Annotated in this window: 10 protein-coding genes; 3 read left to right on the top strand and 7 right to left on the bottom strand. The window is 28.1% G+C overall.

Going from position 1 to position 12899, the window contains the following annotated elements; all coding sequences use genetic code 11:
* The first annotated feature begins 227 nt into the window (after positions 1–227).
* Positions 228–2105: a PAS domain-containing sensor histidine kinase gene (locus L1S46_RS15990; RefSeq protein ID WP_238861460.1), complete on the top strand. Its 1878-nt coding sequence runs from the start codon at positions 228–230 to the stop codon at positions 2103–2105.
* A 75-nt stretch (positions 2106–2180) separates the two neighbouring features.
* Here the strand turns inward: L1S46_RS15990 and L1S46_RS15985 are convergent, their stop codons facing one another.
* Positions 2181–3176, bottom strand: a complete 996-nt coding sequence (locus tag L1S46_RS15985) for a C40 family peptidase (RefSeq protein WP_012058648.1) — start codon at positions 3174–3176, stop codon at positions 2181–2183.
* Between the two features lie 577 nt (positions 3177–3753).
* On the opposite strand from L1S46_RS15985, the gene L1S46_RS15980 reads away from it, so the two are divergent.
* Positions 3754–4023: a hypothetical protein gene (locus L1S46_RS15980; RefSeq protein ID WP_012058647.1), complete on the top strand. Its 270-nt coding sequence runs from the start codon at positions 3754–3756 to the stop codon at positions 4021–4023.
* A gap of 153 nt (positions 4024–4176) precedes the next feature.
* Here L1S46_RS15980 and L1S46_RS15975 read toward each other — a convergent pair whose 3' ends face one another.
* The 3 genes from L1S46_RS15975 to L1S46_RS15965 form a co-directional block, all read right to left on the bottom strand.
* Positions 4177–5268 (bottom strand): ribose-phosphate pyrophosphokinase, encoded by a 1092-nt coding sequence (locus L1S46_RS15975; RefSeq protein WP_012058646.1) that lies wholly within the window; start codon positions 5266–5268, stop codon positions 4177–4179.
* Between the two features lie 326 nt (positions 5269–5594).
* A complete protein-coding gene (locus L1S46_RS15970) occupies positions 5595–6290 on the bottom strand; it encodes an ABC transporter ATP-binding protein (RefSeq protein ID WP_023974604.1) in 696 nt (231 codons plus the stop codon).
* Between the two features lie 253 nt (positions 6291–6543).
* Positions 6544–8301 carry a helicase-related protein gene (locus L1S46_RS15965; RefSeq protein WP_012058644.1) on the bottom strand — a complete coding sequence of 586 codons (1758 nt, stop codon included), beginning with the start codon at positions 8299–8301 and terminating at the stop codon, positions 6544–6546.
* A 246-nt stretch (positions 8302–8547) separates the two neighbouring features.
* Here L1S46_RS15965 and L1S46_RS15960 point away from each other — a divergent pair, with 246 nt between their 5' ends.
* Positions 8548–8805: a hypothetical protein gene (locus L1S46_RS15960; protein WP_238900415.1), complete on the top strand. Its 258-nt coding sequence runs from the start codon at positions 8548–8550 to the stop codon at positions 8803–8805.
* Positions 8806–9215: 410 nt separating this feature from the next.
* Here L1S46_RS15960 and pepT read toward each other — a convergent pair whose 3' ends face one another.
* The 3 genes from pepT to L1S46_RS15945 form a co-directional block, all read right to left on the bottom strand.
* Positions 9216–10436 carry a peptidase T gene (gene pepT / locus L1S46_RS15955; protein ID WP_238861459.1) on the bottom strand — a complete coding sequence of 407 codons (1221 nt, stop codon included), beginning with the start codon at positions 10434–10436 and terminating at the stop codon, positions 9216–9218.
* A 400-nt stretch (positions 10437–10836) separates the two neighbouring features.
* The gene (locus L1S46_RS15950) at positions 10837–11409 is read right to left on the bottom strand and encodes a xanthine phosphoribosyltransferase (protein WP_012058641.1); all 573 of its coding nucleotides are present in this window, start codon (positions 11407–11409) and stop codon (positions 10837–10839) included.
* Between the two features lies 1 nt (position 11410).
* A complete protein-coding gene (locus tag L1S46_RS15945) occupies positions 11411–12763 on the bottom strand; it encodes a nucleobase:cation symporter-2 family protein (protein WP_023976519.1) in 1353 nt (450 codons plus the stop codon).
* Positions 12764–12899 lie beyond the last annotated feature (136 nt).

Below are 12899 nucleotides of genomic sequence, written 5' to 3'. Positions count from 1 at the left end.
AGGGGTATAATATTAATGCATTTGTTTAATCAACTTTTTATGTTAAAACAAATTTCTGATAAATTATAAATTTATATATACTTAGCCAAGCCTATATACATAGCTAATTATTTAAACATATGGAATAGTCACCTTTACTTACAAAATCGCTATTGAATAATATATGATCTATTAGTAAAAATCAGCTATGAGGTAAATTAATCTCTTAGCTAAAATGGGAGGATAACATGAAAACTAATTTGGGTATAGTAATTTGTGAAAATTTTATTGAAGAGATTGAATTTGCAGTAAAGACTTATAATATAAAAAATGTTATGATTATACCATTTACATCCACATGTTCAAAAGCAACAAACACAAAAAATCACTGTTTAATAGAGGCTATTAATTTATGTGAAAAAATGTGTAATAAAATTTTTGTTATTATTGAAAATAATTGTTGCAGCTCTAACTTAGAAGATTTTATTAATAACAAAGAAAAATGCACACTATATAAAATGGAACACTGTCTTAACTTATTTATTAATAAAGATGTAGTTAATAATCTTTTAGATACAAATTCATATGTTATAACATCAGGCTGGCTTAAAAACATGGATAAAGATAATACCTCATTTATTTTAGATAAAAAACCCAATAAGCTTCTCCTATTAGATACAGGAATTTATGAGGACAGCACAAAAGAAATTCAAATACTAGCTAACAACTTAAATTTACCTTACGATTCTTTTTTTGTCGGTTTAGATTTTTTTCATATGTTTATTGAAAAGATTATGCTTGATTGGAAACTTGAATTAAAAAATAAGAAAAAAATTAGTAATATAAAAATTCTCAGAGAAGAGAAATATAAAAAACTAAAAGACACTTATAAGTTAATTGAAAAGAAAAAGGGGCAACTCTTATACATATTAGACAGTATTTATGAGGGAGTTTTTATTTTAGACACAAATTATAAAATTCTTTTTGTAAATAAAGGCGTGGAAAAATTACTAAACATTGATAATTTTAAAAACATTCTAGGTAGAGACTTATTTGAAATTGGCATTGTTCATAAGGATTATCGCGATATTATACTTAATAGATTTGAAAAAGTGCTTAAGCATAATATATCAGTACCTATAATCGAAGAAAAAATGATTCAATTCGATGGAAATGTTATTCCAGTAAATATATACTCCGGAGCTATTGAATATGAAGGCAACCCATGTATATTAAGTGTTATCCGAGATATTTCGGAACATAAAAAATCTGAAAATCTTAGATTAAAAATACAAGAGCAAAGTCGGTTATTAGATAAAGCTGCAGAATATGATAAACTTAAAACAGAATTTTTTGCAAATTTATCTCATGAATTTAGAACCCCACTAAACGTAATGCTTAGCACACTGCAGCTTCTAAATTTAATTGGAGCAAACAAAACTAATACAGATAGTAAAGACAAAATAAGCAAATACTATAATATTATGAAACAAAACTGCTATAGGTTATTAAGGCTAGTAAATAATTTAATAGATATTACTAAAATTGATGCTGAATACTTTAAACTCAGCTTAAAAAATGAAAATATCATATCCACTATAGAAGATATAACTTTATCTGTAACTGATTATGCTAAAAACAAAGGTTTAGACATTATTTTTGATACAAACGTTGAAGAAAAGCTAATGGCTTGCGATGCGGATAAAATCGAAAGAATAATGCTTAATCTTCTTTCAAATGCCATAAAATTTACTTCTTCTGGAGGAAGCATATTTGTAAATATACTAGATAAAGATTCAAGCATTATAGTCTCTGTAAGAGATACTGGTGTTGGAATCCCTAAAGATAAACAATTATCCATTTTCAAGAGATTTGTTCAAGTAGATAAATCACTTTCGCGAAAAAGAGAAGGAAGTGGCATAGGACTTTCTCTCGTAAAATCTCTTGTTGAACTTCACAATGGTACAATTAAAATCAATAGTGAATATGGCAAAGGCAGTGAGTTTATAATAGAGCTTCCCGTTAAAGCTTTGCCAGAAAGCGAAAATGTTACTTCAGATGAGGATTTAGCAAAAGAAAGTAATATTCAAAGAATAAAAATAGAGTTTTCTGATATATATGATTAAATATTTTTAACATCAGTACATAAGGCCGCTATTAATATTTTAAGTACCTTATGTGCTGTAATTTTTAATATGACTCTAATCTAATACTCTTCCAACATATTTCATATTGGACCTACTTAATCTGCTTATTTTAACAACATCTCCAGTTCGAGGCGCTTGAATATACATATCATCCCCTATATACATCCCTACGTGTGTAGATTCTGATGGTTTATTAAATACCAAATCTCCTGGTTTAATTTCAGATATGCTAATTGTTTTCGCAAAACGCTGCTGGTCCTGTGATATTCTAGGTATATATATCCCTTGCGACTTAAATACATATTGAATCAACCCCGAGCAATCAAAGCCTGATGGTGACTCTCCTCCCCATAAATAAGGAACTTTCAAATATTTTTCAGCTTCTTCTATTAGAGACCTTTTCTGACCAGTAATATCAGATGATAATGTAACCGGAACAGTTATGCCTGTATTCCTGCTCAATAATATATTATTATCTTTAATATATTTTAATAGTTTATCTTTTTGATCCTCTAATTCTACAACTTGATTTCTAATATCGTTTTCATTTTTTTGCAAATCAGCTTTTCCTTTTTCTATCTCTTCATTTACTTCTATGATCCTTTTTTCGGACTCTTTTGCTTGTAAAATCATATTTTTATCATTTTCACATATTTTATATATTAATGATGCCTTATTCATTGCTTCTAAAACATTTCCCGAAGAAATTAAAGCATCTAAGTATTGAAGCGTTGTTGATTCAACACCTCCATTTAACTGTATACCTTTTAATCTATCGGCTAATTTCTTATCTTTCTCTTCTACATCTTCCTTAGCTATCTTTAATTGTTCTTCATTATCCTTTATTTGCTTTTCCTTTTGAGAAACTTCTTCTTTAATCTTATTTAGCTTGTCTATATTATTATCAATTTTGCTATCACATTCTTGAATGTTTTGTATAGCTTGTTCGAGTGATAGTTCAGGTTCTGCAAAAGCTGGCAATTCATTACTCATCATTGTCATAAAAAATAGTAAAGCTACTATTAACGCAAATTTACACCTAATTTTCATCTTATCCTCCCCTGGCATCTACTAAATATAAATCTCAACATTCTAAAAACAAAATCTTAATATATGAATATTCTTAACTAACAATAACAACATAATTTATCTGATGTCTAGTCACATTTGTCATCACTTTTTAAGCAGGTGGAAACTTTGGGTAGACCTAGATAAGTTAAACTACGATTTAGCCGGGCATTTCCCCACCTGAATCAAGTTTCACTTGATATTATATAGTTTTATAAAAAGTTATTTTACTTAATTCTCTTTCACATTATATATATTAACTAATCATAACTTTTATTACTGTATTGTTACTAAAATATATTAAATTTTTAATCCATTTCAGAAGAAATTTGTATTAAATTTATTAATTATTAACATTTACCAAACCTTTATTACTATAAAGATAATATTAAATTTATTTTCATAAATATCTTCAGAAAATTGCCTACAATTTTACCAAATGGGAATTTATATGAGGATGCAGTTTTTATATAAATGATTTATATTATTAGTATAGAAGTAATAAAAAATTAAATATCATTAAAAAGTACAAATTATTTTTTAAACTGGAGGGATTATTATGAACGGTAAAGCTATTAATAAATCTAATTTTAAATTGGTAACCTATACAACTAATAAAAATATTTCCCTTAATAAGGTTTCAAAAGGTATATCTAAAATTCTAAATTATGCATTTAAACTATGTAAGTCTGTTTTAAATTCACTTTTCAGTAATTCAGAATATATTTACAATAAAAATTCAGCACATTCTAAAGGTAGTGAATATAATTATGATATAACAGATGCTACTGAGCTTAGATTAATAGCATCAAGAAGAACATTTTTATAATTAACATTATTGTAGTATGTACACTGCTTTATTATATAAATTTACTTTCACTACTATAACTATTAAAAAGAGCTACTTAATTACTTAAATGAAATTGTTATTTCATTTAAAAACCTAAGTAGCTCTTTTCTTATAAATATAGATATAAAGTAATTACTTATTTAATAAGCTATGTATTATTCTTGTCGCATCCATGTATTTAGCAATTGATCTTCCATAATTTAATCTATTGATAATTCTAGCACAAAGCTCTGACATATCAACGCTCTTAAACCAAGCTGAGTCTTTTAACTCTTCTGGTATATATGTTAAATTAGTAGAATATATTCTTGCTAATAAACCTTCCTCATGAGCCTTATTAAACTTTTCAACGCCTTCTGTAAAGAAAGCAAAAGTTGCTGCAACATATATATTCTTAACATTTCTTTTCTTTAATTCCTTAGCTATATCAAGAACAGACTCTCCTGATGCTATCATATCATCAACTATTAATACATCTTTGTCTTCAACAGCTCTTCCCATATATTCATGTTGAACAATAGGATTTTTTCCATTAACAATTGTAGAATGATCTCTTCTCTTGTAGAATAAGCCAACATCTACTCCTAAAGCACTTGAGTAATATATAGCCCTATCCATCGCTCCGGTATCAGGACTTATTACAAGTAGCTTTTCTTTATCTAATTCTAATGATTTCTCATTTGATAAGATTCCCTTTACAATATCATATGTTGGATATACATTTTCAAAAGATAGTAAAGGAATAGCATTTTGAATATTAGGGTCATGTACATCAAAAGTGATAATTTCATCAACACCTAATCTTTCAAGTTCTTGAAGTGCTAAAGCACAATCCAAAGATTCTCTACCTTTACGTCTATGTTGTCTTGATTCGTATAAAAGAGGCATAATTACAGTTATTCTTGCTGCCTTACCTCTAATTGCTGCAACAGTTCTCTTTATATCTTGAAAATGTTCATCAGGACCCTTGTGATTTTCAATCCCAAACATCTTATATGTACAGCTATAGTTTCCAACATCACATAAAATATAAATATCCTTTCCTCTGATAGATTCAGAAATTTTTACTTTTCCTTCTCCATTAGAAAATCGTATTTCATCAAGTGGCACTAAGAATGACTCAGTACAATTTCTGTTTTTTTGGATATACTTGTCTATAGCATTTCCTAATTCTGAACAACTTTCTAATGCTATAATTCCAAGTTCATGATTTAATTCACTCATTTGCGTTCCCCTTTTTAAATTATTTTGTAAATCGGCTTATTATTATAAAAAAACTCAAACAATTAAAGTATACCTCAAAATTGGATATATATAAATATATTATTACAATTTTCAAGAAAATTTTATGATAATTTTAAAGTTAACCTTTTCAATTCCTTATAAAATTCCATTTTAATATAATCATTGAGATAAATTTTCAAATTCGTATATTACTTTAGCGATGTTATTGGTATTTGTGAACAACATTTCATAAATGTGCTATACTATTACAATAATACGGAATTATTTAATATGGAATATCAATAAATAATTTGAGTTTATATTTTTTAACAAAGATGCTTTTCCCCAATAATTTTTCCATCTTTTATAGTTAATATCCTTTGGGTTTCACTTGCTAAATTATTATCATGCGTAATTAGCACTATAGTCTTTCCTTGCTTTTCATGTATTTTATGAAATAAATTCATGACTATTCTTCCTGTTTCTGAATCAAGCGCTCCTGTTGGTTCATCAGCAAGTATAATATCTGGATCATTTGCTAATGCACGAGCAATAGCAACTCTTTGCTTCTGCCCTCCTGACAGCTCACTAGGCAGGTGAGTTAACCTATCTCCCATTCCAACTAACTCCAATAGTTCTTTTGCTCTATTAATTCTTGTTCTTCTATCCATTCCATAGTATAGCATTGGCAGCTCTACATTTTGGATAGAATTTGTTCTAGCTATTAAATTAGAAGTCTGAAATACAAATCCAATTTTCTTATTCCTAATCTCTGCTAATTTATTATCGCTTACTTTACTAACATCTATTTCATCAAGAACATACTGACCTGATGTTTGTCTATCAAGTACTCCTATAATATTCATTAATGTACTCTTTCCAGATCCAGATGAGCCAACAATGGCTATAAATTCACCTTTTTGTACATTAATATCAATATCCTTAAGTATATCTAATTGATTTTCTTTCCCTATAAAAAAACTTTTAGTAATTTTATTCATTTCGATAATATTATTACTCAATCAGCTACCTCCAATATTTCATGAAAAATTGAAATAGGACAAATTTATCTATTAACATTATTACTCTATGTTTTCAATCTCATATTATTGTCCCTTATCATATTTTGTTACTAATTTTAAATCTTTCTTAGGTTGCTAATTTTATAATGTTTATTTTGAAATGTGTTTTTACGAAATAATAGGTAATAACAAATTTAAGTAAGCTTAATACTCAATTTATTATTACCTATTACATCATTAATTATTGATATTATTAAAGTCTTAATAATATATCATTTATTTCTTCACTTACTTTTAATCTCTCATCATAAACCCATTGAACGTCTAGTTTTAAATTAAATATTTTAGAAAATGAGTAATACATGTTTATCTTCTGATAATAAATTTCTAAATCATCCAAACCACCATTAAAGTTTTGGGGTTTAAATAATTCTTTCTGTTTATTCACAAATAGTTCATCTACATAATTTAAAAATGCATTCATAAGTTCATCTCTAGACACATCAAATGGAACTTTCAGTAAATCCCATTGAATTTCTTCATTAAGCTTGTATTTCCTTAGCCTATCCAAGATCAAAATATATTCACTTACATCCATCTTAGTATAATAATCTAATTTTTCTGTTCTTGTACTCCAAAGGGCTAATTTTTCATTTAAAGGCAGACTTCTAATCTTAAGTATTGCTTCTGATGGTCCTATAACAGCTTGTTTTATAACCTCGTCTTCTGTTTCTAATTTAGATTTAATTATATCTGCATTGCCGCCAACACTGGCAATATACCCAACGTCATAAATACCAAGCCTACCAGCACGCCCTCCTACTTGCTTTATTTCCTGCGAAGTTAGCTCTCTTACTTCTTCTCCGTCAAATTTCCTTATACTCATAAATATAATTCTTCGAATAGGAAGATTGACTCCCATTCCTATTGCGTCAGTAGTCACAAGAATCTTTGTTTCTTTATTAATGAACTGTTCGTATTGCATTTTCCTAACTTCAGGTGGTAAATCACCATAAATTATACTTGCCTTGATGTTTCTACTTGAATATTCCTCTGCTATTTCTAATACTCTTTTTTTAGAAAAGACTACAACAGCATCACCTTCCTGAACATCATTATAACTAAAATTCTTATATTCAACTTCTAATGGTATAGCTCTTGTATATTCTCTTATTTCATATTCATCTTTACAATCACTTATAATTGTTTCTAATATATATTTAGCATTAGCAGCTCCACATATATGTATTTCATCACATTGAAGCCCTAGTAGAGCTTTACTCCATGCCATTCCACGAAAAGGATCACTTATCATCTGAATCTCATCAATTACAGCTATATCATAATGTTCTTTTAAATTAACTTTCTCTATTGTACATGATGTGTGAGTAGATCCTACATTTATTATTTCCTCTTCACCAGTTAAAAGATCACAAATTACTCCTTCTCTATTTAACTTTTCAAAATTTTCTAAAGCTAGAATTCTAAGTGGTGATAAATAAACACCTTTTTTTGCACTTTTAAGACGTTCTAAAGCATTATAAGTTTTACCTGTATTTGTATCGCCTAAATGTATGTAGAACTTTCTTTTCATACTTCTTGCTTGACGATACTCATCTTTAGGATTACTTGGGAAATTTTCTTCAAATTCTTTTGCAACTAATTTGGGAATATGTTGTTTTGTTAATATTGTCATTAGTCCTTGATTTAAAAAACTATTATAATTTCCACGCACTACTTCATAAAAATCAAAACTTGTATTATTATTTTTATTATAGTAATCAAGCATTTTCTTTGAAACAGTTTCTAATAGCTCTTCATATCTCTCATAAACCTCATTAAAATCTCTTAAACTCTGATTTTCTAATTCCTTAAGATGTCTAAGTTTCTTTCTTATTGAACTCTCATGCTCTAATAATGCTCCTGGCTTTGAATGCTCAACTATTTCTTCTATTTGATTTATCTGACCCTTATACTTTTTAAATTCTCTTTGTGCTGCATTATTTTTCATTTATCCCACTCCATATACTAATATAATATTTAACTGCAAAAATATTTCTTATTAATAATATAACTATGATTAAATATATTTATTCCTTTATAAGATTACATGAAAATTATACCATAACTCATATCGGTGATAAAAATTACTTTAATATTATTATGTAATATTTCATAAGCTAGACTCATATATTTAGTTATCAGTAAATTTATTTAATACTTTTATTTTAATTAATAAGTATAAGGCGGTGCGTTCATGGAATTAATGTATGTAAAATATATAAATGGCGAAAGACATTCTATAATAAAGAACGGAGATGATATTATAATGAGCAATTCAAAAATAATAAAATTCGATTCAGCTAAAAAGCAAAAATTTAATGAACATACTCCTTGTTTAAAAAAGAAAAATAATCAAGTCCATAATAATTCTAATGATAAAATTAATGAAGAAATTACCGACTTTTTCTTTAATGCTATTCACAAGAACTACCTATCTAATAGAAATAAATAGAATAGCTCGAACAAGCTATATTAGTAATTTTTATACTATTCTAAGCATAATAACTTAAATCTATTATTTATGGTGATTTCTATATACTCTACAAACCCTTATGTTCCCTATAAATTATTAACTTTCTAAGTTTTTTTATTGTTAAAAATTTAAATTCTTATATTCCTTTATTCTTAAATTCTCGACTTTTTAAAAAGTTTCATTTAAATACATCTTCCATTAAAAAAGTATTCATTAGTAAGAACTTATATATTTTCTGCATTTTATAAAATAATATAATAATACCTCAGGCTCTTAATGTAATTAAAAACCTGAGGTATAATATTTAATTTAATAATTCATTTTTTATAATCTCATATTTTCACTTGTAATTTAATCCAAAAGAATTATTTCAAATTAAATATTCTCATTTATTGATTTGCATATCTCTTTAGAATTTCTATTATAATTTCAGTGCAAATGTCCATACTCTCAACTGCAATATGTTCAAATTCACCGTGGAAAGCATGGCCTCCTGTTCCAAGGTTAGGACATGGAAGTCCCATATAACTTAAAGTAGCACCATCAGTACCTCCTCTAATAGGTTCTATTATTGGAGCAACACCTAAATCTTTCATAGCATCTGTAGCGTTATCTATTAAATGCATACAAGGTTTTATAAGTTCAACCATATTTTTATATTGATCTTTTAATGTAACCCTAACTGTTCCTTCACCATATTTTTCATTCAATAATTTTTCTATTAATTGCATTGTTGATTTTCTATTTTCAAACTTTTCCTTATTATGATCTCTCAAAATATACTTTAGTGATGCATGTTCAGTATTTCCATTAAAACTATCTAAATAATAAAAACCTTCATATCCTTCTGTATGCTCAGGTCTTTCACATGATGGCAGCATAGAATTAAATTCAATAGCTACATTTGTTGCATTAATCATTGTATTCTTTGCAGACCCTGGATGAACTGATACCCCATGAATATTCACTTCTGCTGCTGCAGCATTGAAATTCTCATATGAAATTTCACCTTCCTCGCCTCCATCAATTGTGTATGCAAAATCTGCCCCGAAATTTTTTACATCAAATAAATGCGCTCCAAGTCCAACTTCTTCATCTGGAGTAAATCCGACACATATTTTCCCATGAGGAATATTTTCATTTATTATAGTTTCACATGCAGTAAGTATTTCTGCAATACCTGCTTTATCATCAGCTCCAAGCAATGATGTTCCATCTGTAGTAATTATAGTCTTACCTCTTAAGTTTTTTAAATGTGGAAACTTTTTAGGTGACAAAATGCTATTATTTCCTTTTAAAATAATATCGCCGCCATCATAATTTTCTATGATTTGTGGTTTTACATTTTTTCCATTAGCCGCTGGTGCTGTATCCATATGAGCTATAAGCCCCATACTTGCCTTATCTTCATATCCTTTTGTTGCAGGAATAACTCCATATACATAACAATGTTCATCAACTTTACAATCTTGAAGTCCAATTTCCTTCATTTCTTCAACTAATATATTAGCTAAATCAAATTGTCTTTTAGTTGTTGGATGTGTTTCTGAAGATTCATCTGAGGTAGTATATACCTTAACGTATTTTAATAAACGTTCATAAGCTTTCATATCTTTGTCTCCTTTTTATTTTATATAGCTTTCCAATAAAGAATTTCATATATTGGAAATTAATTATATATCTATTTTACTTTTTAGAATGACATAAATCAATAATTGATTTAAGAAAGTATTATACTCCCTTTATCCTGATAAAGTATTTTATTTTATATCTTGTGTATATTAAACACAAAAAAATGAATTCCATTGAAAAAAAGTTATATAAAAAATAATTTTTATATAACTTTTTAATAACTATTAGATAATTTAAATGTTCTGTAAAATATTAAAAGTTGTTCAACTTTGCTTGTATTATGCAAAATTGAACAACTCTAATTTATAAGATCTTTATTAGACACTCGTTAAAATGCTAATAAATATAATTTAATTTTTACTTTGTAATAAAAATACTTTATTTAACAAATTCTATTATACCTTTTGATAGTTTCGCTATTCTTGCCAAAGAGTATACATCATATCCTTTGTCCTTAAGCATTTGAGCTCCTTTTTGGAATGACTTTTCTATTACTATTCCTATTCCTGCAACTTTTGCTCCAGCTTCTTCTATCAAACGTGCAGCCCCAAGTGCCGCTTCGCCATTTGCTAAAAAATCATCTATAACTAATATATTATCTTCATCATTTATATATTTTTTAGATAATGTCAACTCATAATCTAAACTTTTAGTAAATGAATGTACAGTTGTTTGATAAACATCACCATTCAGTATTTTTGAGTTTTGCTTTTTTAGAGTAACCATAGGCAAATTCATTTGCATTGCAGTCATCACAGCAGGTGCTATACCAGAACTTTCAATTGTAAACACCTTTGTTATTTTATGATTCTCAAAGTAATTTTTAAAGTATGTACCCATTTCGTACATTAATTCCGGATCCACTTGATGATTTAAAAATGAATCAACTTTCAGTACATTTTCTGACAATGCTTGTCCTTCTTCTAAAATTCTTTTATGTAAGCTTTCCATTCTATTCTACTCCACTCTTTTCTTGTTTTAATAATAAATTTAATATTAGCGCTGCAATAGTTCCAGTCGAAATACCTGATGAGAAAATCATTTTAAGACCTTCTGGTAATTGACTTATAAAATCAGGACGGAATGTAATTCCAACACCAAGTCCAATTGCTGTTGCTATTATTAATAAATTACGGTTATTTAATTCTACTCTGCTTAAAGTCTTAATACCCGATGCCGCAACTGTACCAAACATTACAATACCTACTCCACCCAAAACTGGTTGAGGCATTATATTTATTAGTGCTGCAAATTTTGGTAAAAACCCTAGTATTACGAGTATTATCCCAGCCATCATAGCCACATATTTACTTGCTACTTTTGTTAACGGAATTAAACCTACATTTTGACTGAAACATGTATTAGGGAAAGTTCCAAGAATACCTGCAAGCATGCTTCCAAGTCCATCAGATAATACTCCTGCTCCAATTCTCTTATCGTCCATTTCAACCTTCGAAACTTCTCCGATAGCTTTTAAACATCCTACTGTTCCAATTGTTGTAACAAAATAAGCAGGAATAAATGGAAGTACTAATTTAGGATCAAAGTTAACTCCATGCTCAAATATCTTTGGAAATGATATAAAACTTGCTGAACTTACTGATGAAAAATCAACCATTCCAAGAGGAATACAAACAATGTATCCAATTGCCATTCCAATTAATATTGAGGCACTGCTTACTAATCCCTTTCCATATCTGTTTAACAATAAAGTTATAATCATTACAATCATAGCAATTGAAATATTAGTTAAGTTTCCATAATTAGGCGAACCACTACCACCAGCAGCCCAATCCATCGATACAGGTAATAGAGTTAGTCCTATCAATGTTATCACTGTTCCTGTAACAAGTGGTGGAAATAATTTCATCATAGGTCGTATTACAAAGCTTAAACCTATTCCGACTAATGACCCAAGTATTGTCCCACCTAATATTCCTGGAAGTCCGTAAATACTCCCAATTGCAATTGATGGTGCTACAAATGTAAAATCTGTTCCCATTATACATGCAACTCTTGCACCAACAGGACCAATACCTTTCGATTGAATAAAAGTTGCTATCCCAGCTGACAATATAGTTGCACTCATAAGTGCTGTTGATGTAACTATATCAAAACCTAATGCACTAGAAATAACTAATGGAACTACTATAATTCCTCCAAACGCAGCAAATATGTGCTGAAATCCTAGCAAAATTTGTGTAGATAAATTAGGCTTGTCTTCAACTCCATAAAGAAGCTCGCTAATTTCTTCATTTTTACAGTCCAAATCTTCGATTAAAATCTCTTTGTTACTTAATTCCATTTTCTTTCAATCTCCCTATGTAAAATTTAATCATACATAGACACGCAAATTCTTTATACATATATTCAGAAAAGTTTTCAAAAAAATACAACACCCCATCTTAAAGCTGAGGTGTTGTATTTATATGCGAATATAA

The organism is Clostridium sp. YIM B02500, from assembly GCF_022324665.1.
GTDB lineage: Bacteria > Bacillota > Clostridia > Clostridiales > Clostridiaceae > Clostridium > Clostridium beijerinckii.
This window is presented reverse-complemented; position numbering and strand designations above follow the sequence as displayed.

Bases quoted from the DNA above. Each gene is read 5' to 3' on its own strand.
- L1S46_RS15990 (WP_238861460.1), top strand. From the start codon at position 228: ATGAAAACTAATTTGGGTATAGTAATTTGTGAAAATTTTATTGAAGAG.
- L1S46_RS15985 (WP_012058648.1), bottom strand. From the start codon at position 3,176: ATGAAAATTAGGTGTAAATTTGCGTTAATAGTAGCTTTACTATTTTTT.
- L1S46_RS15980 (WP_012058647.1), top strand. From the start codon at position 3,754: ATGAACGGTAAAGCTATTAATAAATCTAATTTTAAATTGGTAACCTAT.
- L1S46_RS15975 (WP_012058646.1), bottom strand. From the start codon at position 5,268: ATGAGTGAATTAAATCATGAACTTGGAATTATAGCATTAGAAAGTTGT.
- L1S46_RS15965 (WP_012058644.1), bottom strand. From the start codon at position 8,301: ATGAAAAATAATGCAGCACAAAGAGAATTTAAAAAGTATAAGGGTCAG.
- L1S46_RS15960 (WP_238900415.1), top strand. From the start codon at position 8,548: ATGGAATTAATGTATGTAAAATATATAAATGGCGAAAGACATTCTATA.
- pepT (WP_238861459.1), bottom strand. From the start codon at position 10,436: ATGAAAGCTTATGAACGTTTATTAAAATACGTTAAGGTATATACTACC.
- L1S46_RS15950 (WP_012058641.1), bottom strand. From the start codon at position 11,409: ATGGAAAGCTTACATAAAAGAATTTTAGAAGAAGGACAAGCATTGTCA.
- L1S46_RS15945 (WP_023976519.1), bottom strand. From the start codon at position 12,763: ATGGAATTAAGTAACAAAGAGATTTTAATCGAAGATTTGGACTGTAAA.